21 protein-coding genes and 6 pseudogenes are annotated in these 24,968 nt (G+C 68.0%); 9 read left to right on the plus strand and 18 right to left on the minus strand.

Features of this window, described 5'->3' with window-relative positions; all coding sequences use genetic code 11:
- Nucleotides 1-1,008: 1,008 nt before the first annotated feature.
- From IE262_RS30985 to IE262_RS31010, 7 genes and pseudogenes are all read right to left on the minus strand, one after another.
- Complete coding sequence (locus IE262_RS30985; RefSeq protein ID WP_134043761.1) at nucleotides 1,009-1,461, minus strand: hypothetical protein; 453 nt, start codon at nucleotides 1,459-1,461, stop codon at nucleotides 1,009-1,011.
- A gap of 167 nt (nucleotides 1,462-1,628) precedes the next feature.
- The gene (locus IE262_RS30990; protein WP_189878332.1) at nucleotides 1,629-1,820 is read right to left on the minus strand and encodes a hypothetical protein; all 192 of its coding nucleotides are present in this window, start codon (nucleotides 1,818-1,820) and stop codon (nucleotides 1,629-1,631) included.
- Nucleotides 1,821-2,049: 229 nt separating this feature from the next.
- Nucleotides 2,050-2,382 (minus strand): annotated as a pseudogene (locus IE262_RS30995) (helix-hairpin-helix domain-containing protein); the annotation flags it as partial.
- A gap of 471 nt (nucleotides 2,383-2,853) precedes the next feature.
- Nucleotides 2,854-3,915, minus strand: a complete 1,062-nt coding sequence (locus IE262_RS31000) for a hypothetical protein (RefSeq protein WP_189878334.1) — start codon at nucleotides 3,913-3,915, stop codon at nucleotides 2,854-2,856.
- Between the two features lie 148 nt (nucleotides 3,916-4,063).
- Nucleotides 4,064-4,213: pseudogene (locus IE262_RS39825) on the minus strand (IS701 family transposase); the annotation flags it as partial.
- A 139-nt stretch (nucleotides 4,214-4,352) separates the two neighbouring features.
- Complete coding sequence (locus IE262_RS31005; RefSeq protein WP_189878336.1) at nucleotides 4,353-4,847, minus strand: GNAT family N-acetyltransferase; 495 nt, start codon at nucleotides 4,845-4,847, stop codon at nucleotides 4,353-4,355.
- 450 nt (nucleotides 4,848-5,297) lie between these two features.
- A complete protein-coding gene (locus IE262_RS31010) occupies nucleotides 5,298-5,975 on the minus strand; it encodes a hypothetical protein (protein ID WP_229877611.1) in 678 nt (225 codons plus the stop codon).
- Between the two features lie 189 nt (nucleotides 5,976-6,164).
- Between IE262_RS31010 and IE262_RS40630 the strand changes: the two genes are divergently transcribed.
- On the plus strand, nucleotides 6,165-6,485 hold the full coding sequence (locus IE262_RS40630; RefSeq protein WP_373305187.1) for a transposase: 321 nt from the start codon (nucleotides 6,165-6,167) through the stop codon (nucleotides 6,483-6,485).
- A gap of 473 nt (nucleotides 6,486-6,958) precedes the next feature.
- On the opposite strand, the gene IE262_RS31020 is transcribed toward IE262_RS40630, so the two are convergent.
- Together IE262_RS31020 and IE262_RS31025 are read right to left on the minus strand one after the other, a co-directional pair.
- Nucleotides 6,959-7,780, minus strand: a complete 822-nt coding sequence (locus IE262_RS31020) for a DUF1963 domain-containing protein (protein ID WP_189878338.1) — start codon at nucleotides 7,778-7,780, stop codon at nucleotides 6,959-6,961.
- A gap of 420 nt (nucleotides 7,781-8,200) precedes the next feature.
- Nucleotides 8,201-9,190 (minus strand): alpha/beta fold hydrolase, encoded by a 990-nt coding sequence (locus tag IE262_RS31025; RefSeq protein WP_189878340.1) that lies wholly within the window; start codon nucleotides 9,188-9,190, stop codon nucleotides 8,201-8,203.
- 139 nt (nucleotides 9,191-9,329) lie between these two features.
- Between IE262_RS31025 and IE262_RS31030 the strand changes: the two genes are divergently transcribed.
- Nucleotides 9,330-9,959, plus strand: a complete 630-nt coding sequence (locus tag IE262_RS31030; RefSeq protein ID WP_189878341.1) for a helix-turn-helix domain-containing protein — start codon at nucleotides 9,330-9,332, stop codon at nucleotides 9,957-9,959.
- A gap of 157 nt (nucleotides 9,960-10,116) precedes the next feature.
- The gene (locus tag IE262_RS31035) at nucleotides 10,117-10,254 is read left to right on the plus strand and encodes a hypothetical protein (protein WP_189878343.1); all 138 of its coding nucleotides are present in this window, start codon (nucleotides 10,117-10,119) and stop codon (nucleotides 10,252-10,254) included.
- Between the two features lie 103 nt (nucleotides 10,255-10,357).
- On the opposite strand, the gene IE262_RS31040 is transcribed toward IE262_RS31035, so the two are convergent.
- Nucleotides 10,358-10,954: a TetR/AcrR family transcriptional regulator gene (locus tag IE262_RS31040; protein WP_189878345.1), complete on the minus strand. Its 597-nt coding sequence runs from the start codon at nucleotides 10,952-10,954 to the stop codon at nucleotides 10,358-10,360.
- Between the two features lie 63 nt (nucleotides 10,955-11,017).
- Between IE262_RS31040 and IE262_RS31045 the strand changes: the two genes are divergently transcribed.
- Both IE262_RS31045 and IE262_RS40715 read left to right on the plus strand, forming a co-directional pair.
- Entirely contained in the window at nucleotides 11,018-11,896 is an 879-nt protein-coding gene (locus IE262_RS31045; protein ID WP_229877612.1) for an NAD(P)H-binding protein, read from the plus strand.
- Between the two features lie 220 nt (nucleotides 11,897-12,116).
- Nucleotides 12,117-12,296, plus strand: a pseudogene (locus IE262_RS40715) (IS630 family transposase); the annotation flags it as partial.
- A gap of 26 nt (nucleotides 12,297-12,322) precedes the next feature.
- Here the strand turns inward: IE262_RS40715 and IE262_RS31050 are convergent.
- Nucleotides 12,323-12,571, minus strand: coding sequence for a hypothetical protein (locus IE262_RS31050; protein WP_229877613.1), 249 nt, complete (start codon nucleotides 12,569-12,571; stop codon nucleotides 12,323-12,325).
- A gap of 1,391 nt (nucleotides 12,572-13,962) precedes the next feature.
- Between IE262_RS31050 and IE262_RS31055 the strand changes: the two genes are divergently transcribed.
- Nucleotides 13,963-14,187 carry a hypothetical protein gene (locus tag IE262_RS31055; protein ID WP_308432816.1) on the plus strand — a complete coding sequence of 75 codons (225 nt, stop codon included), beginning with the start codon at nucleotides 13,963-13,965 and terminating at the stop codon, nucleotides 14,185-14,187.
- Nucleotides 14,180-15,259 (plus strand): response regulator, encoded by a 1,080-nt coding sequence (locus tag IE262_RS31060; protein WP_189878348.1) that lies wholly within the window; start codon nucleotides 14,180-14,182, stop codon nucleotides 15,257-15,259. The genes IE262_RS31055 and IE262_RS31060 overlap by 8 nt, the downstream gene beginning before the upstream one ends.
- Before the next feature lie 99 nt (nucleotides 15,260-15,358).
- Here the strand turns inward: IE262_RS31060 and IE262_RS31065 are convergent.
- The 3 genes and pseudogenes from IE262_RS31065 to uppS all read right to left on the minus strand — a co-directional run.
- Nucleotides 15,359-15,649 (minus strand): annotated as a pseudogene (locus IE262_RS31065) (DNA ligase-like domain-containing protein); the annotation flags it as partial.
- A gap of 68 nt (nucleotides 15,650-15,717) precedes the next feature.
- Entirely contained in the window at nucleotides 15,718-17,127 is a 1,410-nt protein-coding gene (locus tag IE262_RS31070; protein WP_229877623.1) for an oxygenase MpaB family protein, read from the minus strand.
- 98 nt (nucleotides 17,128-17,225) lie between these two features.
- Nucleotides 17,226-17,939 carry a polyprenyl diphosphate synthase gene (gene uppS, locus IE262_RS31075; RefSeq protein WP_189878408.1) on the minus strand — a complete coding sequence of 238 codons (714 nt, stop codon included), beginning with the start codon at nucleotides 17,937-17,939 and terminating at the stop codon, nucleotides 17,226-17,228.
- 609 nt (nucleotides 17,940-18,548) lie between these two features.
- On the opposite strand from uppS, the gene IE262_RS31080 reads away from it, so the two are divergent.
- On the plus strand, nucleotides 18,549-19,079 hold the full coding sequence (locus tag IE262_RS31080; RefSeq protein WP_189878350.1) for a hypothetical protein: 531 nt from the start codon (nucleotides 18,549-18,551) through the stop codon (nucleotides 19,077-19,079).
- 97 nt (nucleotides 19,080-19,176) lie between these two features.
- Here the strand turns inward: IE262_RS31080 and IE262_RS31085 are convergent.
- Nucleotides 19,177-19,875 (minus strand): annotated as a pseudogene (locus IE262_RS31085) (IS110 family transposase); the annotation flags it as partial.
- A gap of 759 nt (nucleotides 19,876-20,634) precedes the next feature.
- Between IE262_RS31085 and IE262_RS31090 the strand changes: the two are divergent.
- Nucleotides 20,635-21,267 (plus strand): DUF6368 family protein, encoded by a 633-nt coding sequence (locus tag IE262_RS31090; protein ID WP_189878352.1) that lies wholly within the window; start codon nucleotides 20,635-20,637, stop codon nucleotides 21,265-21,267.
- Between the two features lie 64 nt (nucleotides 21,268-21,331).
- On the opposite strand, the pseudogene IE262_RS39830 reads toward IE262_RS31090, so the two are convergent.
- From IE262_RS39830 to IE262_RS31100, 3 genes and pseudogenes are all read right to left on the minus strand, one after another.
- Nucleotides 21,332-21,572 (minus strand): annotated as a pseudogene (locus tag IE262_RS39830) (IS630 family transposase); the annotation flags it as partial.
- A gap of 188 nt (nucleotides 21,573-21,760) precedes the next feature.
- A complete protein-coding gene (locus IE262_RS31095; RefSeq protein ID WP_134042448.1) occupies nucleotides 21,761-22,726 on the minus strand; it encodes a glycoside hydrolase family 6 protein in 966 nt (321 codons plus the stop codon).
- A gap of 98 nt (nucleotides 22,727-22,824) precedes the next feature.
- A complete protein-coding gene (locus IE262_RS31100; protein WP_134042446.1) occupies nucleotides 22,825-24,897 on the minus strand; it encodes a glycoside hydrolase in 2,073 nt (690 codons plus the stop codon).
- Nucleotides 24,898-24,968: the final 71 nt, after the last annotated feature.

Consider the following 24,968-nt stretch of genomic DNA (forward strand, 5'->3'; position numbering starts at 1 on the left):
CGACCTGGTCATCGCCCTCACCGACCCGGATCCCCGCTTCGCCGCAGAGCACGAAACGTCGATGCCTTCCTTGAGGCCGTCGCATCATTCCGGGTGCGACAAGAGTTGGGGTTCAGGCGTGCAGGTGCCTGGAGTACGAAGGCGTTGACAGGCTGACCGCCGATGTTGGCTCAGGCGAGAATCCCCAGTCGGCTGTTCTGGAGCCGCGGTGAAGGCGGTCGCAGGCCCTCTTGCGGCCGCGCCGTCGGCTACGACGCCGGCTCTGGCCGGCTCACCGCATGCCTGGAGTCGTCGGGCGGCGAAATTGCGCCTGGAGCAGGCCTGCGTCGTCAAGGCCGCCGGCCGGTCGGCGGGCCGTATGGTCGTGCGCGCCCCGGGCTTTGGCCTGAGCTATAGTGGATCTTGAGCTGGTCACCGCAACTCCGGTCGGCTGGCGCTGCGTTGGTGGTCCAAGGAAAGACGCCCCGCTTCCTGCGGGGAAATGCAGGTGCAAGGCCTGCCCGGCGCTCGATCACGAGGCCCGTCCGCACACTTTGTGGACGGGTCTCAAGCTTGTTGGGGGCCAACCGGAATACGCCGGACCCATGCCGTAGGTCACTGTGATCAACACCGACGGCGAGCGGCGGGGTCGTGCTCAGCGACGTGCCGGGCGAACGCGTCGTAGAGTTCCGGATGGCTCACCGCCCTGACCGTCGAGCGGAACCTCCGCTCCACCGCTACACCGCTGGAGGGCGAGTGGGCACACCGGCCACAACTTCCGCATGGCGGCTGGAACTCACCGACATCACCGGACAGGGCCAGACCATCCGCATATCCTCGATGACGGTCTTTCCCATGGATCCGACAGCGCTGCACGTAGTCGAACAGAAGAGGGCCGTCCGGATCGATCCGGACGCCCCTCCTGGTCCTTGAGTACCCGGGGGAGAGCACGCTGATCGCGCCGTATGCAGCTTCCCCTGCTGACGGCCACCTTGCTGGAGTCCTCAAGTCCAGAAGGGCAACGGCTTCTTACGGCAGATCAGCGCGGCCTAGCCACTTCGGCTTGACTGGCACCCCGTCGGGGTATTGCTCTTCGGGTGGCGAGGCAGGTGGCATCGTGTCCACAGGCTCAGGCTTGGTGGCCTCGCGTCTATCGATCGGCTTCATCGTGGCCCCGCATGTATTCGTTGGCTTTGCCGGTGCGGCGGTGTCCTCCAGCAACTCCGCGACCGTGTACCGAGTGCCCGAGGACCGCCAGGCGGCGTCATCGACGACCATCAGGAAGTCGTCGCCGCTGCGGAAGAGCCGGCGGCGCTTTCGCTTCTTGGGATGATTGGCCATTGAGCGCCGAGCATGCCGCTCCAACTCCGCCAGAGCTTCTTCGTACGTACCTTCCACATATGCCAACACGTGTGTCTCTGTGATGTAGCTGTCCCAGTGCTTCACGTTTGTTGTCTCGCGGATCAGTCCCCAGGTCGCCATCGGTACCCCTTCCCGTTGAACAATACGAAGTGTGGCGCGTCCGTCAGCATGGGCTTCAGGCCACAGCAGGTCTGTGATGCCCAGGCACATGGCAGCGAGAAACCAGAGTGGCGCAATGTGGTCCCGACGGCTGAGAGTTGACCTGGCCGGCACGCTGGAGCGTCTGATCAAGACGCATGAGACAACCTTGAAGCTCTGGCCCAGTGCCCGCTCTTCCACTCACGGCCGGGCCGGGGCGGGTCGCCGCCGAAGCAGCGGATCACGTCATCTTCGTCGGCCGGGCAGATGGCCGTGAAGGTCGCGGCGATGGACAGGCCGAGGTCGGCGAGGAGGCGGTCATAGTGCGCGGTGGAGTTCATGCCGCCCACTATGACCGTCGGCACTGACACGCCGAGGAAGCCCGGGCGCCTGCCGCAGGAACCGGCTCAGTGACGGCCCGGCGCCTGCCGCAACATCAGCGAGTACGGCGGCGATCATGTGCGGGGCTCGGTCGCGGCCACCATCCGTGGTGATGACGGCCCCTCACCGCCGCCACGTGGGTGTGGGGCCTTGGCCCTCTTGGATCCGGCGCCCTCTCCGGCGACGACCAGCGGGGGCCTTCTCGGTGCCGATGCCCTCGACCTGCTGCAGCGTTTCGGCGTCGGCGGCGCGGATGGCGTCCATGGGGGCGAAGTGCCGGGCGATCCGGCGGGACATGGAGCGGCCGGTGCCGCGGATCCCGAGCCCGCACAGTACCCGTGACAGTGGCTGGCCCTTGGCGGCGCTGATCGCGGCGAGGAGGTTGTCGGTGCTGGTCTCGCCCATCCGCTCCAGGCCAGCCAGTTGGTCGCGGGTGAGGGTGAACAGGTCGGCGAGGTCCGTGACCTGACCGGCCTCGACGAGTTGGACGACGCGGGTGTGGCCCAGGGCCTCGATGTCGATTGGTGGCGCCGTCGATCTCGACCGGCTCCAGCACGCCGCGGGGGCGAGCGAAGATGCCGGTGCGGCCCAGAGTGGGCGGCCATCGCTCCCGACCCCGCCGGGCACGTCGTCGCGGTCGGCTGCGACGCCGACTCCGGCCGGCTCACAGTGTGTCCGGAGCCGGCGGCCTGGGCGACGAAGGTCCGCCTGGAGCAGGCCGGCGTCATCGCGGCCGGCCGCCGACGCTTCCGCAGGCCGCACGGCAGTACGTCACTTGCGGATCCTCGCGCCCGGCCCTGGGCCCGCGCCTGACCTGGGCGACGTCGCCGGGCAGGCTGCGGCCGTGCCCAAGGACCAGGCGAAAAAACGGGAGTTGGCCGGCGACGGCTGCCGCCATGTCCTCGCTGCACACCGGCAGGCCGCCCCGCCCCGCAGGGCGGACCCGGACATCGCTCAGGCAGTACAGCGGCAGACCCCGCGCGATGCGCGAGCTCAGCCGACGTGCGCTCCCCGAACCGGAGGCTGTCGGGCCCCTCCCTTGCCGCCGTCGAGCCGCTCGCACAGGCACGCGAGCAGGACGCCCATCGGTGCCAGTGCCAAGGGCAGGAGCACGAGCGCTACCGCAACCGGGGTGATGATGACGAGGACGCCGGTAACCCACACGTTGTCGTCGGTGGTGGCCATCATGAGCAGCCCCGCCCAGTGCGCCACGTACGTCCCGAGCCACTTCAGCACCATGAAGGCGGCGGCGACTGCGACCGTGCTCAGCAGACAGATCGCGGTGGTGCGAAGACGTGCCGTACGGGTCAGCGTCCAGGAACGGCGCATCGCTGCCGTCGCCGAGGAGTTGTCCGCCACCCGTACGGTGGTGGCCAGTGAGAAGCGGGTCATGAGCACAAACCCGAGCGCCCAGATCACGACGGGCAGGATCCGGCCCACCAGGATGAACTGCACGGTCGCGGGATCGTGGTACGTGGGCCACACGACCCCGGGCACCACCTCCGACTCGATGACAACCAGGACGAGCAGGCCCGCCAGTCCCGGGACGAGGGCGCACACCAGGGTCAGCAACTGGACGCGGAGGGCGGCCCCGAGGTGCGGACGGGAGCGGCGCCACAGCGCACGGAGGGTGAGAGTATCGAGGGCCGTGGCAGCGCCCGTGCCCGCCGTCGCGCGTTCCCGCGCGTACGCGACGGTGACGGCCTGGGCAGTGAACAGCCAGGCGATCGAGACCATGGCGACGAGGAGCAGCAGCGCGTACACGCAGAACGCGACCTTGACCAGGCTGTCCCACTGGTCGGCGTACGCGACGTAGGAGTCCTCGTATTCGATGGCGAGCTCGGCGGCTCTTCTGGCTTCCAGAAAGAGGCCCCACGACGCGGCGAACGCGCCTGCCACGATGCCCCCTCCGACAAGCAGCGCCGTCGCGCCGACCAGGACGGCGGAGCCGAACACGGGGCGCCGATTGCGGCCGGTGATCCGCAGAGCCTCGGCCACAACGAGGGTGCCGGCCCGGCGGTCGTCCGAGTTGATCACAGAACTGCTGCCCGTCATGACCGCACTCCCTCTGTTCATGGGCCTGTGGACGGCGGTGTACGGGCGGCGCCGGCACTGAGTGGGGTAGTTGACCATGCTAGCCGCTGTCAGCGCCGCGCCCGTCGCCTGCCGGTGGCGGCGGAGCCCGCCCGGCAGCCCAGGTGCGGTGGTGCATGCCCTCCGGGGTGGCCTCTCCGACCCACTCGGCGATGCTCCAGCAGTTTTGCGTGGCAGGTCCGACAGCAGCCCCAGCACCAGATCCCGTACCCGACGCCCGGGGTTCGACCTGGCCGAACTCGTCGGCTATCCGGCTCATCAGGACCTCGAACGCCTACTGCCAGCGGGCAGGGTCTGGGCCGTGACCTACGGCCACCGCAAGATCGTTAGTCTTCACACACCGATGATCAGCGGTGGCCGCAGCCTTCCCGCAGCCGACCCACGAGCAAGATCAAGGTCTATGGCTGGAGGTCACGCTGGTACCAGGTGCCTGACTTGCCGCCGAGATCGGCCGGGGTGGCAGGGCCAACGGGGACGAAGCCGGCCTTGGTCAAGACCTTCTGGGACGCCGCGTTGTCGTGGGAGGTGGCCGCCCGCAGTGTGCGCAGGCCGTGCCGCGCGGTCGCAATCCGGCACAGCTCCCGGACGGTCGCGGTCGCCACGCCGCGGCCGGCGGCCTGCTCCGCGACCCGGTAGCCGAGTCTGGCAGTGCCGTCCTCCAGGTCGTACAGGTTGAACCTGCCGAGTACCGAGCCGTCCTCGGCGACGAGCACGTAGAAGGCGCAGCTGCCGGCCTCCTGCTCGGTCAGCAAGGCGTTGTGCCGGACGGTGAACTGGTCGAAGAAGTCGTCGCCGCGGTCGGGGATCGAGGCAGCGAAGTAGGTGCGGTTCGCCAGCTCGAAGGCCAGGACCGCTGGGGCGTGGCCGGAATGCAACCGCTTCAGCTCGGGCATTGCCCGACTCTACCCGGATCGTGCGCTGAGGCCACCTGAGTTTCCGCCGGCGGCAGACAGCCCCAGGACCGGGGCACATAACGATCTACGGCTGGAGTATTAGTCTGTCGCATTTCTTCGGAAGGTCTTTTTTCTCTTTGCTATGGTCAGCTTCTCCTTGCTATTACATGGAGGGACGCCGCATGCTCCTGCAATCCCCGTTGCTCTCCTGAGGCCAAGGAAAAATTTCATAGCGAGGATTAGCTTCCACGTGAGTAGCCAGCAGCCGCGAGCCGCGACAGCGGGGAACTTATATTTTGTCATAGTATGCTGTCGGCTGAGAAATGTGTTGCGAATGGACATGAAGACGAGGGGTGCGCGTACCTATTCCTCGCCTGTTCGTTCCCGCAATACCAGCACTCATCGAACACGGATAGCTACCTCTCGGTGCGTCTGCTTCGAAGGCGGCGTTCAGTCCTCGAATTTGATCTTCGAGGACAGGAAGAACAGCCCTGCCGTCGCCGCGATGAGGCCTCCGGCCAGTTCTTCGTAGCCCTGGAAGTAGGCGATGGGGACGGCAATGATGCAGGCCGTTCCGACCAGGTCGATGACGCGTCCGACCAGTCGCCGGAATCTGCTCGGCGGTGGAGGGTGATGAGGGTTCGACGGGTTTCCCCAGTAGGGGAAGGGACCCGGCCTGGGTTTCCAGTCCTCGTCTTGGAGCCGGAGGAACTCCGGGTGGTGACGGGCGTATCCCAGACGGCGGGGCGCCAGGCGCCGCCACGACAGCCAACCATGCCTGATGGCGATCCAGGTGAGCCCTGGCAGACAGGCCACGGCCGCCCAGATCGCTGCGACTGTCCGCTCTCCGGTCGAAGCCGGGAGGATGCCGAGGAGGCGGTCCAGCTGGCCACTGGCGGCGTAGGCGATCAACGCGATGATGGAGATCACCGCCGCGGTCTGCTCGATCTGATGTCCGGTGTGGCAGCGGGGGCAGCGTGGCACATGCACGACTTCCCGGCGCCACGTGGTGCGCAGGACGATGATCCATGGGGTCATGGTGGTGTCGGCGCCCTGGTGCAGCCCCAGGACGCGGTCGTGCCACGACGGCGGTGTGACATTCCCGCAGAACCAGCACTCTCGCACCACGAGTTTTCTCGCCTCCTACGACCGTTCCCGTGGATCCGTCCGGCGGGTTGCGCATCCGGGCCGTCTCGCCTCCAGGCCGGGCACCGGGCCTCACGTTCGCCATAAGCCCGACAGTTCCTCAGCGTTCCTGCGGTCAACGTCCCCGTCAAGGAGCAGCCACCAGGACAACGCAGCCCGCCGTAGGGGTACCTGGGCGACGGACATCCCCGCCTGTTCGTCCTCTTCCCCCGCAAGGCATGCCGGGAATGCGAGGACCGCCTGAAGTGCACCGGCAATGCCGATGGCAAAGGGCGCCACATCTTCCTGCTGCCCGAGCCCCAACAGAAGATCCAGTCACCGGTCAGGAAAGACCAGAAGACCGGCAGCTGGCAGTGGCGCTATGCCATCCGCGCAGGCTGCGGGGCCACGGTCTCAGAAACGGTCCGCGCTCATGGCCTGCGCCACTGCCGCTACCGCGGCCTGGCAAAGACGCACGTCCAGCACGTGCTTGAGGACGGCAGCGGCAATTGACGCCAGGACGCCGAGTCGGCGTACCGAGGCGCCGACCTCAGCCAGTCATCGATCGGAACGGCTCACGGCCGAGGAGGCGCCCGACGAGATCACGGAGGCGATCCGTGACCTGCTGCTCCGCTGAGCCCGCCACTCGGGCCACGGGCGGCGGCGGGCGAGCCCCGCGTTCCCGGCGCCGGATCGACCCGCGATCCGGCGACCGCTGATCCGCCCGCCTTCCTAAGGCCGCTGCCGCGGCCCGGAGAACACCAAGCGACCCTCAACAGGGCGCGGCAGCGCCCCACGGGGGTACGACCCCATCCCTTCCCGCTTCCGCGGGCGGGGTAGGCCGGGGCAGCGAGGGGGCGGCACCCGTTCCGGGCAGAGCGATCGTCACAGTGATGACACGGACCGGGTGGGCGTGGGCGGGGAGGGCGTGGGCGGGGAGGACGGCCGATGAGCGCCGGGGAGCCGGCCGTCCCCGCCCCGCGCTGTCAGGCCATTTCGACGTAGCGGTGGACCCGGTCGAAGCGCCGGGCCGCCACGTCCCGGCGGCGGACCACCCAGTGGGCCACGCCGGAGTCCAGTTCCGTGACGTCGTCGCCACACCTCCAGGTGGCCAAGAGAGCCCAGTCGTCGGCGCCCTCTGCGTGGGCCGCACCGCCCTGCTCGGAGGGACCGGCTTCCTCGGGATCACGGGCGTAGTGGACGGGGTCGTTCTGGGGCGAGACCGGATGGCCGCCGATCTGCAAGACCCAGGACGGGCGGTAGCCGCCCACATCTGCCCAGGCGTCGCCGAGTTCGTCGGCGAGTTCGAACTGCTCGTCCTCGGGGAAGCCGCCCCATCTGTCGAGGGCGAAGCTCTCCGGCATCTGCGCGCTCGACTGGTGCCAGACCGTGCGGAGCTCACGCGGCCGGTACGGCTCGCGCCAGCTGTGTGCGAGGGGGCTCAGGGTTGTCGGGGTCCCGGCGGGGACGTACAGCACCGCGTCGGACACCTGTCCACCAATGCCGTGCACCTCGGTGCCGGAGAAGAGGAGCAGGTGGCCGTCGGCGGGGAGGGGGAGCCCGGTGACGTCCGGCGGGAGAGCCGCGAGGTCGACGGAGGCCACGAAGGGATCGGACGGCCTCGGCGCGCCGTGCGGCAGCAGGGGGTCGCCGCCGACCCGGGCCACGAGGGGACCGTTACCGCCCTCCGCCAAGTACACCGCCGGACGGGCGACACGTATCCATTCCTCCACCTCCTTCACCGGCAGACCCCGGGATGCCGCCTCGTCCCGGAAGCGGTTCACTCTGTCCATGCTCACGTCGGTCACCGGGCCACCCTAACGAGCTCATGGGCGGGCAGTGGCAGGACCGAACTCGCTAGAAGGCAAGACAATTTGGCGCTACTGACCTTTCAAGCGTGATGTCGGCAGGGGCCGACGATGTGTGATCGGCACGGTATGCCGGTTGTGTGAAATATCCGCAAGGTGGTGGGCTGACAGCCGAACGACAGCCGTTTTGCGAGTGGATCCGGCTGGAGGCCGCCGAGCGATTCGCTGCCCGCGCCTCCAACAGCGCGCTGACCACCCGCCTGGCCCTGCTGCGGGCCGGGCTCCTTGACGAGGCCGACAAGCCCATGCGGTTCTCCATCTCCGACCAGCCGACCCGCACTCCCCGCAACACAGCTCCGGCGCCGCTGCCGCCTCGGGCACCGCGCCAGTGCGCGGACTGCTACGCCTGCATTGCCTGGTTCATGCCTGGAGGGTGGCGAGCCAGCCGGTCAGCAGGCGGTTCACCTCGTCGGGGCGCTCCTGCTGGATCCAGTGGCCGCAGCCGCCCAGGAGGTGGGAGGCCGACAATCCGGGGAGGGTGCTGGGGTAGGCGTCGATGGCGTCGGACATCCAGGTGGTGGAGGCGTCCAGAGCGCCGCCGATGAACAGGGACGGCTGCTTGATCGGGGCTCCGCGGTGCGGGGCAAGGTCATCCCAGTCTCGGTCCATGTTGCGGTAGCGGTTGAGTGCGCCGGAGATCCCTGTGCGCTCGAACTCCCCGGCGTAGACGTCGAGGTCGTCCTCGCTCAGCCAGGCCGGGAGGCCTCCCGTGGGGAAGCGGTCGCGCAGCCGGCCGCCGCCGCGGGCGACGAAGTGCGGGTCGGGCTCGCCCTGGGCGGGCATGGTGTCGGCGGACAGGGCCGCGTAGAAGCCCGCGAGCCAGCCCCGGACGTCGGGCTCGATCTCCGCCTCGGCGCGGCCGGGCTCCTGGAAGTAGGAGACGTAGAATTCCTGCTCGGGGCCGCCGATCTGGCGGAAGATGTCGGTGGGGCGGGGGCCGCCGGGCGGCGCGTAGGGGACGCTCAGCAGGCCGACGGCGCGGAAGACCTCGGGGTGGAGCAGGGCGGAGGCGGCGGCGATGTTGGAGCCCCAGTCGTGGCCGACGACCACCGCGCTTTCCTCTCCGAGGGCACGCACGACGGCGACGTTGTCCTCCACCAGATCGAGCATTCGGTAGGCGTCGGTCGCCTCCGGCTTGGAGGAGCGGCCGTAACCGCGTACGTCGATCGCCACCGCCCGGTAGCCGGCCGTGGCGAGGGCCGGGAGCTGGCGGCGCCAGGAGTACCAGGACTCGGGGAAGCCGTGCACGAGCAGGGCCAGCGGGCCGGTGCCCTGCTCGACCAGGTGCAGGCGCCCGGCCGGGGCCTCGACGGTGCGGTGGCGGATCTCGGCGGTCGGCTCGGGCTGCATGGGCTTCTCCTCGGTTCGCGGCGACGCGACTACCCATCGATCATGCGGCGCAGCACCCGCCCGACGCGATCAGCCTTGCCAGTCTGGCAACCTTGCAGGACAGAGCGGTGGAGCGGCACGGCAAGAAGGAGCGTGAAAGGTGGCAGTCGACGACGTGGACGGCACGCTGGCCGCGATGGGGCCCCGGTTGCGGGCCGCGCGCGAGCACCACGGCGCGACGCTCGCCGGTGTCAGCTGCGCGACCGGCATCTCGCCCAGCACGCTGTCCCGGATCGAGACCGGCCGACGCAAGCCCACCCTGGAGGTGCTGCTGCAACTGTCGAAGGAGTACGGCGTCTCCCTGGACGAGCTGGCCGGCACGGCACCGGCCCCCGCGGCCAAGCCGCGCGCTACGGGGCCACTGAGCTTCGGCGACGACAAGGCGGTGCTGCCATTGACTCGGTACGTCGGCGGCCTGCACGCCCACAAGCACGTCCTGCCCGCCCTCAAGGACCCGCCCGCGCGGCCCCGGCAGGTCTCCCACGACGGCTACGAGTGGCTGTGCGTCCTGTACGGACGACTGTGGCTCGCGCTCGGCGGCCAAGACCTCATCATGACCCCCGGGGACGTCGCCGAGTTCGACACCCGCACCCCGCACGGGGTGGCGAACTCCAGCCCCAGCGGTCCGGTCGAGTACCTGATCATGTTCGGACCGCAGGGCGAGCGCCAACGGCCGCGCACCCCACCAGCCGCTGCTCGCGCGACTGGTGACAGAAAGGCTGCTGAGTGAGCAGCTGTGACAAGTTGCGTGCCTTGTTGGTGACAACCACGCTGGTTCGTTCGGTCTCATTCGCCACGTCATCCGGCTCTGCCGGTGACAACTACTGAGCTTTGGCTCATTGTGACCGAGCGCTTCAGCCGGCGACTGGAGGGCTCTACGTTGAGCTGTGGCCGGACTCGGTGCGGCGCGTCCCTGGTGCGTCGACGCGCTGGAGCAGTGGCGCCACGGCGCCCGCAACATCGCCGTGCTCGAAGCCGTCGCCGACCACTCCAACGACGAAGCGGGATCGTCGGAGGGACCTTGATGTCAGTGGTCAGTTCAGATTCCCCCACCGACGGCCACAGGGAGCTATCTGGCGGGTGCCTGCACCGGGCCGCAGAGCCTTCTTCGCCTGGGAGCGTCGCCTGTCACGGCAGTTGGTTGAATGCCTGGTCGGCATCGGCTACGGCTTCGGGGTGGACGTCGTGGGCGGTGCGACCGTCGGCGATCTTCTGCCAGTTGGTTCGGGCGAGCACCCGTTGGACCGCGAGTACCTGGGCGGCCAGCAGGCGTGCCTGGATGCCTTCGCCGAGGGCGTCCGCCAGTGCCTCCTCGTCATCGAGCTGGTACCGCGTGAGCCGCCCTGCCAGGCTCGGTGTGGTGAACACCAGCCGATGGAACGCCACCACCTCGGGATGATCGCTGAGGCCGGTGACGGGGTCGTACCGGTCGAGGCCGGCCCGGAAGTGCCGGTGCAGCGCCGTCACCGGCTTGATGCCGGACTGACGGTCACGTACGACGCGTGCTGCCTCGCCCTGATGGTCCACAAACCGGTACAGCACCAGGTCTTCCTTGGTGGGGAAGTACCGGAAGAGAGTCGGCTTGGAGATTTCGGCTGCCGCGGCGATGTCGTTGACCGAGACGCGGTCGAAGCCGCGCTGCAGGAACAGCGAGACGGCCGCGTCTCCAATGGCGTCGCGCGTCCGCTCCTTCTTGCGGGCCCGCAGTCCCGTCGACTCGCTCATCTCACCACCGTAACATTCATGACTGAGTTGCTTTTTTAACCGAGTAACGTTTTCATGAGCGGCATGCATCAGATAGACATTGCTCCCGTGCTGGTAACCGGGGCGACGGGCCGGGTCGGTCGCGTCGTCATCGACCAACTCCTCGACGCGGGCGTGCCGGTCCGTGCCCTCACCCGTCGCGCTGAGGCGGCGGCGACGCTGCCGGCGAAAGTCGAGGTCTTCGCCGGCGACCTCACTGTGCCCGAGTCGCTCGACCCGGCGTTGAACGGCGCCAGTGCGGTCTTCCTCGTCTGGACCGCCCCACATCAGACCGCGGAGGCAGTCGTCGAGCGGCTGGCAGCCCACGTGCGGCGGGTCGTCTTCCTCTCCTCCCCGCATCAGACGCCGCACCCCCTCTTCCAGCAGCCCAATCCCATGGCGGTGTTGCACGCCGACATCGAGCGGCTCATCGCGGCCGCCGGACTGGAGTCGACGATCATCCGGCCGGGGATGTTCGCGTCGAACTCGCTGGCCTGGTGGGCGCCCGCGATCCGGGCCGGCGAAGTCGTCCGGTGGCCTTACAGCGCTGCCGAGTCGGCACCGGTCGACGACCGCGACATCGCAGCCGTCGCGGCGCGGACGCTCTATCAGGGCGGATACGTCGGAGGCGACTACGTCCTTACGGGCCCCGAATCGCTGACCCAAGTCGCGCAGGCGGACGTCATCGGTGACGCCCTGGGGCGCCGGATCGCATTCGAGGAGATAACACCAGACGAGTTCCGAAGTCTGTGGGAGGGTACGGTGCCCAGCTCGGCCGTCGACATGCTGCTCGCCGCGTGGAGTGCGGCGGTCGGACAGCCCGCGTACATCACCACTACGGTGGCCGACATCCTCGGGAGGGCGCCGCGAACGTTTCGCCAGTGGGCCGTTGATCACGCCATCGCGTTCACGGAGGGTTCGTAACCTCGTCGACCGCGACCTGCGTCCCAGGCCGCAGCCCTCAGTCCGCCGTCGCCCTGGCCCTCGCCCCCCGGAGCGTGCCGAGCGCGTGGGCGCGTCAGGCTCAGGCAGCCCGGAGCATCGGGCGTAACGTACCAACAGGACGCGCGCCTGCAGTCCAAGTGCGCGACATCGAGTGGCACCTGCCGGCCCGACTGAATAGTGCAGGGTTAGAACACCGCCTCCAGACCTCAATCCGACCGACGGCATCTGGGCGCTGGTCAAGCACGACCTGGGCGACCTGGCCGCAGCGGACCTCAGCGAGATCGCCCGAGCCGTGAACCGCCGACTCAAGAAGATCCAGTACCGCCTTGACCTCGTAGACGGCTGCATCGCTGCCACCGGCCTGAGCCTGGAAGGCTGACCGAAGTCGGTGACCGGTCCCAGAAATCACGCATCCCAGTCCGCATAGTCCCCGATCGCCACCGCGTCGCAGAACGTCTCCCAGAACCCGTTGTGCCCAAGAGCGGTCTCGTCGATGCTGGAGACGAGATCGCGCAGCTCCTGAGCCACCTCCTCGCAACTCTCCTCGTCGCTCTCTGCATCGAACGGGAAGCGTGCGATCACGGCCGCGACGCATCGGCAGTGCTTCGGCAGTGCCGTCTGGGACGATTGCACATTTCGCTTCCGCTCGGGCACCGCCCGCAGGAAATCCCGCCGCACCAATCAACCGGCATCTCGCGAGAACGACAGACACTGACGGTCACCCGGACCACCGCCATCCCACTCCAACCGCCTTATCTGCCCTGCACACTCCCACAGCGACCCTCAGCAGGGTCGGGGACTGGAAACGGAGCGTCAGCCACCGCGCCAGTCCCCGACCGCTTTTATCGGCGTGCAATTCAGAGTACGACGGGCCGCCATGAACCATCGAGACTAGGCGGGTTTATTCATCGAGAGGATTGGCTACTCCCAATGAATTATGTACCAGCGGCCAACAACTCCGAGCTGATTGCAGTAGTACTCGTCGGGAGTGAAGCCGTACCAGTACTCGGCCATCGTTTCGCATTGCGACTGGGACGGGTACGGGCCGCTGTGAGTTACCCACCCTGAGGCGGTCGAGGGAGCGGTTGTTGCCGCCTGCGCTGAGGCAGGAAGGAGGAATGCGGCACCGAGTGTGAGCGTCGTACTGAGGGTTGCTGTCGCTAGGGCATGGCGAATTCGCATGAATCCTCCTTTGGTCGGTTCAATCAGGGGCGTTGCCATCACTGGCCGCACTCAGTGCAGATCTTGTACGTCCCGCAGGTGCAACAGCAGCACCTTGCCCTGGGGACCTTGGGGAAACCTGCAAAAAACCTTGAATCGCATGGTCAAGGGCGTGCTGCCTGAGAGGAAGCTGGATCGACAGCGCAGGCATGGAGAGCGTTCTACCGGCGGTAGAATTGTCCAAGCTGCCGTGACCCTGTACGCAAGGTCGAAAGGTGTCAACCGGCACGAGGTGGAAAAGCTGCTGCGGTAGGTCGTCCGGCATCCGGAGACGCAGCAAGAGCACGCTGCTGCAGCTATCGCCCCGGCACTCCAGTCGTGGCCGCAGCATGTGGGGCTCACTCTGCCGGCTGGTCCGGCGGGTCCAGCTGCTGGCGGCGCGCAGCCACTCGTTGCGGTGATCTTCGACCCGATGGGTGTGAACAGCTTCAGGGCTTCCGTGCTCCTTTTTCGAGACCGAACTCGCTTTATCAGTGGTGCGAATAGAGCGCTTGGAGAACTCCGAATGTGATCACCGCATGCGCTTGAGTGATCACTCCACGGCTGTGCACCGGTGTTGCCGGAGCCGGCACTGTTGCACAGCAACACGAGGCAACGTTCGGTAGCTCCAGTCTCATGACCAGCAGCTATGCTCCGCGGGCGGGCCCGTGGGGTGTTGCAGCCGAACACTCTGTCGCGTCTGTCTGCCGATCACGGTCTGCAACACCTTGCGGTTCCCTCATCCTGGATTCCCCCTCCCGCAATCCGCTGGGCGGGTAACAAGTCCCATTCCGCTGCGGCGGGTTGAGTGATCGGAGCACCTGGTGGACCGCTCTTTGCTGTCGTTGAGATCGACGCTTGTGTTCCCGCTAGCCCTGCTCGCTGGCGCGGCAGCGGGCGGACTGACGGCGTTGTCCGGGGAACGGACGCCGCGCAGCGTGCTCGCGGGCCTCGCCGCCGCGCGGATCGCCGTCCCCTTCTTCAACCGCCTGATCGACTCCGACAGGCCCACGCTCCAGCCGTTGGCCCCTGCGGGCACAGGCGCCCGTGAAGGGGAGAGCAATGGCTGAGCTGCGGCCTTTGGGAGACGACCTCAACGACGCCTCACGCGCGCTCGCCCAGGCTCTGCGGGAGCTATTCGAAGGTCTGCAGGTGTCCGTTCGACGGTACGCCGCGCGCCGCCGGCTCGACCCGGGCACGGTCTCGCGTTACCTGAACGGCACCCGGTTACCGCCGTGGCAGATGATCAACGACCTCTTCGCGGACGTTGCCGAGCACCGGGGAACCGCAGTCACTACCGAGGCCATCGAGCTCGTACGCGGCCTCTACGGACTGGCCGTGGACGCCGCGTCCTCGCCTAAGCACGCGGTGGAGATTCTTGAGCAGCAGCTCGCCGACGCCGACCGGGTCTCCCGGCGGTCAAGCGTCCGCGGCGACGTCCTGGGCGATGCACTGCTGGACCGGACGCAGCGCATCGCCGACCTTGAGACGCGGCTCAACCAGCTCGAGGCCGACCGTATCGCGGAGCAGAAGCGGGCGGACGAGCTCGCGGCGGCGCACCCTGATATCTCCGGCCTCATCGCCGAGCGCAACGAGCTCCAGCTGGAAGTCGAGCGGCTCCAGACGGACCTCAAGAAGGCGCAGGCTCAGCGTGCCGCCGCGGAGGACCGCTGCGATCTGCTCGAACGCCAACTGGACGCCGTCGAGCAGGCCGCCCCGGCGGTTGCACTGCCCGTGACACCGCAGGGCATGCCCAAGATTCTCGTCGTCGACGACCAACCGGACAATCTGCTCGCGATGACCGCGGTTCTGTCCACACTCGACCAGGAACTCGTCACCGTTTCCTCAGGGCGGGAAGCCCTCAAGGCCCTGCTCGACCACGACGACTTCGCGGTCATCATCATGGACGTGCAGATGCCGGAGATGGACGGCTACGAGACCTGCGCCCACATCAAACGCCGCCCCCGCACCCGCGACGTCCCGATCATCTTCCTGACCGCCATGGGCGTGGACTCTGAACACTCGGCCCGCGGATACGCGGCCGGCGCCGTCGACTACATCAGCAAGCCTTTCGACCCGTGGGCCCTGCGCGCCAAGGTCGCCGTCTTCACCTCCATCTACCTGGAACGGCATGCGCAGTAGTGCATGAGCTCAACATCCCGCCGTGTCCGAATGCGCCGGGGCTCACGCCTTGTGTTGGTGTGAGCCCCGGCGCATTCGGCAACCCTGACGTCGTCTCTCTCAAGCCGATGCCCGCCGCAGGGTGGGGGAGGGCGTCGAACGCGACGTACGTCGCCGGGTCTGGGCGGCGGGCTCCCGGGCCCGGCGGGGGCGGGAGCCCGCCGCGGTGAAGCTGATGTGCACGGTGCCGTCGTCGGCGACGACGTACACCACGGCCTCGCCGTCCAGGATCACACCGGGCGGCAGGCTCATGGCGGCCACGGCCAGGTCCATCCAGAGCGCGGTGACGTCGCGGCCGGTCCGCGACTGAAGCCGGACGCCGTCCTCGGTGTGCCACAGCACGGTCCGGTGGCCGTCGACCTTCTGTTATGCGCTGTTGGGTTGTCCATACGCTGTAGCGTCGTGGGACTGGACGGTGGTCAGGCTTCGGCCAGCAGTGGGTCGTATGGAGTCGAACGCTGGCGGCCGGACATGAAGGACAGGAAGTCTCTTACGAATGCGCTGCGGGTGTAGGTTCCGTCGGTGCCGGTGGTGTCGCGGAGGAACGCGGTCTGGAAAAGTGCCCGGTATTCGCCCGCGTCGATGCGCTGGTTGCTGTCTTTGTCGGTGACGTCGAAGAGGACCTCGGCGACTTTGATCAGTGCGGGGCCGGCCAGGGACGGAACAGACGTGACGTACTCCTGAACGCTGATCCGGCCGTCGCCGTCGATGTCGAGTGCTGCCTGGAGTTCGTGCCACCAGGCGGCGTAGGCGTCGTAGAGCCTGTTCTCCTCGGGCTCGTCCAGGTCGAGGCGGCTGGACACTTCGCGGGCCATGGCGGCGAGGTCGGGCCAGTCCAGGTAGCCGTCGCCGGTCTGGTCCAGGACCTCATGGAAGAACTCCTCCGCGCTGCGCTGCGTCCCGGTACTCGCCGTGGGCACCGGTGGCGAGGGGAGGGGTGTGATGAGCCTGAGCAGGGCGCCGGCTCGCTTCATCGTGTCGCGCAGGGCAGTGATCGTCTTTGCTCGGGGGTCGTCGTTGTCAGGGGAGAAGGCCAGCAGGTCGGCGATGCCTTCTGCCTGAATCCAGCCGTCGGGGAGGAAGCGGGCCAGGCCGACGGCCAGGTAGGCGCTTTGCATCAGGGTCTGAGCGCCGGGCATTTCCGGCAGTCCTGCCCGTCGGCGGAAGGACTCCGGAAGGGAAGCCGCGGTGATCGCGCCGATGACCGGGCCGGCGACGGCGCGACCTGTTGCCCACAGGGTGGGCAGGCCGTTCAGCAGAGGCGGAGCCGGGAGGTGGTCGAAGAGCTTGTAGAGGATGATGCGCATCGCCTCCGTGTTCTCCAGCTCCTCCTCGACCACGCGGTCGTAGTACTGCCAGAACTCATGGAGGGTGTGCGGCAGATGGCCGGGTTCGTCTCCCATGGCGGCGAGGTACGCCTGGAATTCTCTGTACAGCCGCTCCATGACGCCTTGTTCGAGGGGCTGGCCACTGAGCCGGCACATGGTGACGGTGCTCTCGAACAGCGTCGCGACCACCCAGGCCCGCACATCGGGGTCCATCGCGTCGTACGGCCGGTTGTGTGCGTCGCTTCCTTTCAGCCGTGCGTGCAGGCGGTTGAGCCGTGCCGCCTCCCTGCGCCGCACGTCATCGTCCGCGCCGAACATGCGCTGCAGGCTCAGTAAGGTGTTGCGCAGCCTCCGCCAGGGATGGGTCACGAAGGTGGAGTTCTCGATCAGCGCGGCGCCGATCTGCGGGTGGGCCGCCTCCAGCACGGTCGCCCGGACTACGGCCAGGGCCCAGCGCGGATCGTTGAAGAACGCGTTGAACTGCGAGCCGGGACCGAACAGGGGCCCCGGCTCTCCGCCGGGCTCAGGCCGTTCGGGGCCGCCCTCGCTGTCAGTGGCGCCGGCCCCGGCGCTGCTGGGGTGGCCGCCGTCTGCGATGTTCACGATCGGGGTTCTCCGTTCTGGGTCGGCAGCACGCCGCCGAAGCGGCGGTCGCGTTGCTGATAGGCGTGAAGGCACTCAAGGAAATGCGGCCCCCGGAAGTCGGGCCACAGCACCGGCGGGAAGACCCATTCGGCATAGGCGACCTGCCAGAGCATGAAGTTGGAGATGCGCTGTTCACCGGAGGTACGGATGACCAGGTCCACATCGGGCGTGTCGGGATACGGCAGGTGAGCGGCGAAACTCTGCTCGGTCACGGCGTCGGCCGGTACGCCACTGCGGATCAGTGACCGCGCGGCCTCGACTATGTCCCTGCGCCCGCCGTGATCGAACGCGACTGTCAGCGTCATGCCCCGGTTGCCGCTGGTCAGCGTCATCAGGTCGGCGAAGTCCCGGGCCAGTGCCGGGGGAATCCGTGGGTCCGTCACGCCGAGGAAGCGGCAGCGGATCCCGCGCGTATGCAGGAGCACACTGTGCTTGCGCACTACACGGCGCACCAGCCGCATGAGGAAATCAACCTCGGCGCTCGGCCGGCTCCAGTTCTCGGTGGAGAACGCATACAGGCTCAACCACTCGACTCCCGCCGCCCTCGCCGCCTCGATAACGTCGATCACCGTCGTCTCCGCGGCACGGTGACCCGAGGTGCGCGGAAGCGACCGCTGCGCTGCCCACCGGCCATTTCCGTCCATCACGCATGCGACGTGACGTGGCACTCTGCGCGCCCCCTGGCCATCGGGCCAACGAGGAGCAGGGCCGGAGGAAGAGGCCGAACTGCCAGAACCGCCGATGGCCTGCTCAACTGTCACGCTTCCCCCTCAGCATGCGCTGTGACTCTCCGACACCTCGCGTGAGGCGCCGCCCGGCGGCCCACCCGCCACCGTCTTCGGACTGCCAGCTGCTCGGTGTAACCCCTGCCGACAGCGCAGCTCAATGCGCTGATCCGATCACCCCGAGCAGAGTGGCAGTCCCTGACCCTGCGAAGCGGGCAAGTCTCACAGCCTCACCTTTGGTACTTCCGTCCGAGTCGGCGCCACCATACGGAGCGCTGAGTTAAACCCGGCTCGCCCCTGGTTGATGCGCCCGGCACATCAAAGTGGGCATCGGACAACCGACCACCCTGTCCATCCGATATCTCGTGCTCTGACCGCATAGACACCTCAGGCGTCCAACTCGTCAAGCCGGGCTGCTGTGGGCGCCTGGGGAGTCGAACACCGTCGGTTCGCTGTCTTGGCTTGCGCGCGGATCTCCGGTCGCGCAAGAGTGCGGCTGACGCGGAGCTTGGGGCCTATGACGGCAGTACGGGGGACAGACAGGTGTGCAGGATGGATGTGGCCGCCAAGGAGGCGGCGATCGCTCGGTTCCTCGACCAGTACCCGCGGGCAGTTGATGCCGGCCGCGGCCATCCTGCTCTCCACGGGTGTGAGGATGTCCGCTGGTCCGAGTTCCCGGAGTGCCCCGCCGCGATCCCGGTGCTGCTGCACGGTCTTCTCGATCAGACCGCCGCGTCCGAGGCGGAGCGAGTGCTCACCAACTCCCTTCTCGACAGCGTCGCCGAGATGAACGCCGCCATGCCGACGGTGCTGCCGTTCCTCTTTCGCCTTGCAAGTGACCCGAGGGTTCCTGCGCGGTCCGGCCTGCTGAATCTTCTGGTCGCGGTCGCTGGGTTCTCTGAGCCGATCGACGCCAGCAACGAGGCCATGGTGCGCTGGTTCGGCAGCGACAGCGATCATCCCGAGCGTGAGCAGTGCCGGGCCGTGTTTGTGGAACACGCGAGTGTGGTGGCGATGCTGGCGGAGGAACTGATCAGCCCCGACGATCGAGCGATGCTTCGGCAGGTCGCCGGACTCCTGTGAGTTTTCCGCGTTCAGGCCACTTGCGCGACCCCGGGGGATGGCGTGGGGAAGGAAAGCTGTTTGCCGAGCGCGTCCTACACCAGCGATGGCTGGTGCGCCAGTCGGCGCGGAAGATCTCCCGGAGCCGGTCGGCCTCGGCTTCGATGCCGCGTTGGCGGCCGGCGCGCTTGAGCGCGGCCTGTAGCTGCGTGCGCGTCAGCCGCGAGGCCCGCGTCGGTGTCGGAGCCGCCCTGAGGAGTTCGTGCGCCTCCCGGCGGCACAGACCGTTCTTCCAGGACTCGAAGGCGGCCGCCGCGGACGGGTAGTGCTCCCGCAGCAGCGACCGGAGCTGGTTGGAGATCTGCTGCCGGTTCCACGTCGCGTCCTGCTGAGCCCTGGCAAGGACGGCGACCGCGCGGGCCAAGTCGCTGTCCTGAGGCAGCGGCCGGTGGGCATGCATGTCGGTGCGCAGGATGTTGGCCAGGACCAGAGCGTCTCCGGGGTCGGACTTCTTGCGGGAGACGGAGTGCCGATCGCGGTAGCGGGCGGCGGCCATCGGGTTGATCGCGAACACCTGCCTCTTGCCCGTCCGTAGCACGGCAACGACCAGGCCGCGGGAGGTCTCGATCGCGACTGGGACCGGGTTCTCCTCGGTGTCGCCGTATTCGGCAAGCAGATCCAGCAGGACCTTGTAGCCGACCGCGTCGTCGGTGATGTGCCGCTTGGCCAGTAACTGACCGCTGTCGTCGACCAGGGCGACGTCATGCGTGCGTTCGGCCCAGTCGATGCCGCAGTAAATCAAGTCTTTCCCCTCCATCGTGCTGTTCTTGCTGGTCACGAGCTCATGCGGGCCACGCAGCGACCTAATCCCAGGACTCAGCCCTATGGCCGGTCCGCCACCTCAGTAGCCGTTCGTGGCACCAGCTCGTCCCACGGGCCTCGGTGCGGGAGCTCGGACGGCTCGGACTTCACAAGAGGTCACCATGGAGCGGGCTCGCACCACCAACACCAACTAGTGATCTTTCGGTGGGTGTTGACGCCCGGCGGCACCGAACGGCGCCGATCTTTCGGGAGTCATCGCGTGCCGGGAGGGACGTCAAACGTCCGTCCAGCACCAACGGGCGCCAACACCGGCTGGACGGCGACAGGTGCATGGGCGCCGACGCCGCCGATCTATGGGCGTCGAGGCCGGGAAACCAATAGGCGTCCGTCCGACGCACACACGCTTGTCACCGCTGAAGCGGTGGTGACCGCCGCGGAGGCACCGGACACTGCCTCTCTCTGACTAGGCGTACGTCAGGCCAGCGTGCTCAAAGGCATACGTCCGGCGCCCCGCGCAACTGCCACCACCATGAGTACGAGGACCACGCGCCGCTCTATGCGGAGGTCTCAGCAGACCCGGTTCACCGTAGGCATCGCAGCCCTCTACTCGAACATCCCAGAAGCTTCCGCTCCATCGGGACACCCTTGAATACGGATAGGTTCGCCGGGTTCGCGGCGCCGGTGCTCGGGCCGGCTGGGCTCGGCGTGGGAACAAATTGCGCGGTGACGGAGCCGATCAAATTAGGCTCCCAGCATGTCTGGTCCGACGTTGGTGATCGAGTTGGCGGAGGCGCTCCCCCCGGCTGCACTGCGGGAGTTCCGCGCGTTGATGGTGGGGCTCTCCTCCCGGTTCGCCGAGAAGCGGCCCGGGTTCTTCGACGTCAACGTGCCCGCAGAGCGACTGGGCGTCGAGGACAGGCGGGAGGAGGACTGGCGAAAGCCGTTCCCGCTTCCACTCCTCGGCAACACCTCCGCGGACGAGGAGCTCGCGGCCTTGGTGGGGTTCAATCCGCAGCGCGAGGACTGGCGTCGGCCCTTCCTGGTCTACTTGATGGGGCCGGGTGTCGGCGATGAGAGCCTCTTCGAGGCTGAGCACGCGGACGAGCCCGAGGTGGAGGCCATCCTCGGCTTCAGGCCGACCCATGCCGTCAATGTCAGCGCCTGCTGCAATCGCGAGATCGACCACGTGGCCACGGCCCTGCTGACCGCCGCTGTCATGGACGTCATCGGGGGCGTGGCCAAAGCCGAGCTGCTGGACGGACAGGTGTCGATCGTCGCTGGCCTTCCAGGGGTGTTGGGGATCGCGGACGACGACTGGATGGCGCTGGGAACGGCGGAGTTCCTGCGGGCCTGGGTCGGGCACCCCGCCTTCCGGCTGGTCAAGTAGCCCGGTGGTGATTGGGGTGGTCGGAGTTGGCGTGCGCCTCGATCGGGTTCGCCCACGAGGCTTAGGTCGGTGTGAAGCACAGTTCGACCTTGTTCTTTTTCGTCGACCTTGTTCTTTTTCGCCCAGCGGCGGATGCCGCTGCCCTTGTGGGCGGACAGGTTGTCGAGGATCACGTAGATCGGGGCGCCGTCGGGCCATGCGGCGCGGATCGACTTCAGCGCGGCCGGCGTGTTCGCTGCACCCTTCCTGCGGCGGTTGACGCCCCACAGGCGGTCGTCCCCGATCGAGTAGCAGCCGTGGAAGTAGAGCCCTACTCCGCCGGGCTCGCCGCGCCACACGAACGGGTGGCGCCCGTTTCCTGCGTCCCAACTCCTGCCACCGCGGCCCGGCCACGAGTACGACGTCTCCTTCCTCAAGCACGATTCTCCTTCGAGGAGTTGGAGGAAGGCTCTCGTCTCCGACCCGGTGCCGGGACCGCGTCCGAGTGGCCGGATCAGTAGCCGTAGATCATCTTGTAGGCCACCTCGGGGAGGAACTGTCCGGCCGAGGAGCCGGTTCCCACGCCGCAGTTGCCGTCGGACTCGCCCGGGACCTTGATCCACAAGAGCATCTCGGCGCCTCCGCCCAGCTGGGTGGGGGTGCCGATACGGCGGCCTGAAGGGTTGCACCACTGGCCGTTGGAGCCGTTGCCGTTGCGGCTGGTGTCCACGACGAACGGCTTGGTGTAGCCGTACCGGGCGCTGAGTTCCCGATTGACGGCGTCGCCGTACGCCGTGTTCTCAGCTGTGGTCAGGTAGTTGGAGACGTTGAGCGAGAAACCGTGGGCCTGCGGGAGGCCGGCTTCGTGAAGGCGCCGGGCCATGGTCGGCGCGCTCGTCCAGGCCGGGTTGCCTGCGTCGAGGTAGACCCAGGTGTTGGGAGCCTGACGGTTGAACTCGGCGAGCGCTCCGGTCAGCATGCTCTCGCGTTCGTCGATCTGCGCTTGGTTCATGCAGCCGTAGTCCCCGAGCGAGTCCGGTTCGAGCACGACGAGGGCCGGGCGGCTGGCGATCCCGCCCGCGAACTGGGCGATCCAGTTCGCGTAGGCGGACGGCGAGGAGGCTCCGCCCGCGGAATGCCCGCCGCAGTAGTCGCGGTTGTAGACGTTGTAGGCGACCAGGATGGGCAACTTGTCCCGGGCGTCCGCGGCACCCACGTACGCGCCGGTGGCGGTGCCGATGGTGCCGCTCCAGGAGCCGAACCAGCGGGCCGTCGGAGTATTGGCGATGGAGGCGTTGATCGCGGGCGCCCGGCCGTCACCGGGGTTGGCGGCGACCCACCGCTTCGCGCTGGAGTCGGGGTCCACGTAGAACCCGTTGGTCATGGTCGTCGGGTCGGCCGCGTGGGCGGACGGGGCGGCGGCGAGCGCCAGCGGCAGTGAGGAGAGCGCTGCCACCAGGGCGAGGAGTCTGCGGCGCATGACGGGTACCTCGGCTTTCCGGCAGGGGTGCGTCCGAAGGATGGCGGTGAGGGCCGTGGGGGCGCTCCCATCGGAAGCGCTCCCCACGGCACGGTCGGTCAGCAGGTCGAGTTGGTCTGGGTCAGGAGGCCGAGCCGCCACGGGAGGAGGTTGTAGTCGCCGCCCGCGTTGGGGTTCATGCCCTGGTACAGGTACTGGAGCCGGCAGGCGGGAATGGTCAGTGTCTGGTCGTAGCCGGCTCGGATCATCTCGCCGTGACTGATGTCCCGGGTCCAGGCGCCCGAGGGGAAGGAGACGTTGCTCGCCCGTGCGAACGGGTTGCTCTCGGATGCGGCCAGGGGTGTCCAGGAGCCGGCGAGGCTGCCCGAGGTCCAGGACCGGAAGTAGCGTCGGCCGTCGGAGCCGATGGCCTCGACGAGCAGCAGGTACTCGTTACTGCCCTGCACTTTGTACACGTTGCTCGCCTCGAACAGGGCGTACTTGTTGGAGTCCTGGGCCGCGATGACGGTGTTGGTGAAGCCGTTCGGGAACTGGCCGACGGTCGTCTGCGAGCGGTAGAGGTGCCCGTTGTCGTCGGAGGAGAACAGGTAGCAGTTGGTGCTGTCGCAGATCACCCACATGTCGACCCAGTAGCCGTTGCCGATGTTCTGCCGGATGATGTCGGGCATCGACGCGTAGAAGTTGCGGGGCGCGCTCCACCCGTTCGGGTTGCTGATGTCGGGGTTCGTGGAGTACGAGGCGTTGCCGGTCTGGTACACGAGGTACCACAGGCGTTGTGGCGCGTAGTAGAAGACCTGCGGCGCGGCCCGGTAGCCGGACCCGATGGCCGTGCGGTCCAGGTAGTGGTGCGTGGCCGAGTTGGCCTGGGACCAGTCGCTGAAGTTCAGATAGACCAGGTTGTAGCCGGAGGAGCTGGCGACGCTCGCGAAGACGTGGTACTTGCCGTTGTACTGGACGACCGTCGGGTCCTTGATGCCGGCGATGTTGTGCGTCGCGTCCGGCTTCGGCGCGATCAGCGGGCCGCTGGAGCTCCACGAGTAACGGCTGGGCAGCGCAGCGGCGTTGGTAGCGCTGCGCGGGCCGGAGGGTGTGCCGCTGGTGGCGGTGGGCGTGCTGCGCGTGGCTGTGGGCGTGCTGCGGGTAGCGGTGGGCGTGCCGCCCAGCGTCGTCAGCACCGCGTTGTACGCCGGCTTCTTGGCGCCGTTGCGGTCGAACAGCAACGGGTTCTCGCTGGCCCGCCAGGAGTCGCTGTCGCGGATGCCCCAGACCGTGATGCCGGTGCAGCGCGCGACGTTCATGCAGGCCCTGACCGTGTTCGCGTACGCGGTCGGCGAGGCCTGCGCGATGTCCAGTTCGGTGATCTGGACGTCCACGCCGAGGGCGGCGAAGTTCGACAGCGTGGTCTGGAAGCTGGCGGGCGGGCCGCCGGTGCCGAAGTGGGCCTGGAGGCCGACGCAGTCGATGGGCACGCCGCGCGCCTTGAAGTCGCGGACCAGTCGGTAGACGCCCTGGGTCTTGGCCGCGTTCCAGTCCTCGATGTTGTAGTCGTTGTAGCAGAGCTTGGCCGCCGGATCGGCCGTCCGGGCCGTGCGGAACGCCTGCTCGATGAAGCCGGTGCCCAGCACGTCCCGGAAGACCGAGCTGCGGAGCTGACCGCTGGTGCCGTCGGCGAAGGCCTCGTTGACCACGTCCCAGGAATGGATCCGGCCCTTGTAGCGGTTCATCACGGTGGTGATGTGGTTGTTCATCACGCCGCTCAGTGTGTTCGCGTCCCTGATGGAGCTGACCCAGCCGGGCAGTTGGGAGTGCCAGACCAGGGTGTGTCCGCGCAGGCGCTGACCGCGGGCCTGCGCGCGGCTCGCGATCTGGTCGGCGGGGCCGAAGTTGAACGAGCCGCGGGACGGCTCGGTCGTGTCCCACTTCATCTCGTTCTCGGGCGTGACCGAGTTGAACTCACGGTCCAGGATGCCGGTGTACGTGCCGTCGCCGAGGCGGCCCGCGGCCACGGCGGTTCCGAAGTACCGTCCGGACTGGGCCGCCTGGGCGCCCAGGGTGGAGGCCTTCACGGTGTCGGGCGCGCCGGTCGCGGTCCCGGGTGTCATCAGGACGGTCGCGGCCAGCAGGCCGAGGACCGAGGCTCGGCGACAGCCGAGCCGTTTCAGCGGGTTCATGGTTCTCCTCGTAGGGTGGGTGGGGGCTTGCGTGGTGCGGTCGGTGGACCTCCTCAGGGCGTGGTGCGATC

The sequence above is a fragment of the Streptomyces bluensis genome, from assembly GCF_014650715.1.
GTDB classification, from domain to species: Bacteria; Actinomycetota; Actinomycetes; order Streptomycetales; family Streptomycetaceae; genus Streptomyces; species Streptomyces bluensis.

What these genes read in the sequence shown, in the direction of transcription:
- IE262_RS30985 (WP_134043761.1), bottom strand. Translation starts at nt 1,461, where the DNA reads ATGGCGACCTGGGGACTGATCCGCGAGACAACAAACGTGAAGCACTGG.
- IE262_RS30990 (WP_189878332.1), bottom strand. Translation starts at nt 1,820, where the DNA reads ATGAACTCCACCGCGCACTATGACCGCCTCCTCGCCGACCTCGGCCTG.
- IE262_RS31000 (WP_189878334.1), bottom strand. Translation starts at nt 3,915, where the DNA reads ATGACGGGCAGCAGTTCTGTGATCAACTCGGACGACCGCCGGGCCGGC.
- IE262_RS31005 (WP_189878336.1), bottom strand. Translation starts at nt 4,847, where the DNA reads ATGCCCGAGCTGAAGCGGTTGCATTCCGGCCACGCCCCAGCGGTCCTG.
- IE262_RS31025 (WP_189878340.1), bottom strand. Translation starts at nt 9,190, where the DNA reads ATGCAGCCCGAGCCGACCGCCGAGATCCGCCACCGCACCGTCGAGGCC.
- IE262_RS31040 (WP_189878345.1), bottom strand. Translation starts at nt 10,954, where the DNA reads ATGAGCGAGTCGACGGGACTGCGGGCCCGCAAGAAGGAGCGGACGCGC.
- IE262_RS31045 (WP_229877612.1), top strand. Translation starts at nt 11,018, where the DNA reads ATGCATCAGATAGACATTGCTCCCGTGCTGGTAACCGGGGCGACGGGC.
- IE262_RS31060 (WP_189878348.1), top strand. Translation starts at nt 14,180, where the DNA reads ATGGCTGAGCTGCGGCCTTTGGGAGACGACCTCAACGACGCCTCACGC.
- IE262_RS31080 (WP_189878350.1), top strand. Translation starts at nt 18,549, where the DNA reads ATGGATGTGGCCGCCAAGGAGGCGGCGATCGCTCGGTTCCTCGACCAG.
- IE262_RS31090 (WP_189878352.1), top strand. Translation starts at nt 20,635, where the DNA reads ATGTCTGGTCCGACGTTGGTGATCGAGTTGGCGGAGGCGCTCCCCCCG.
- IE262_RS31095 (WP_134042448.1), bottom strand. Translation starts at nt 22,726, where the DNA reads ATGCGCCGCAGACTCCTCGCCCTGGTGGCAGCGCTCTCCTCACTGCCG.
- IE262_RS31100 (WP_134042446.1), bottom strand. Translation starts at nt 24,897, where the DNA reads ATGAACCCGCTGAAACGGCTCGGCTGTCGCCGAGCCTCGGTCCTCGGC.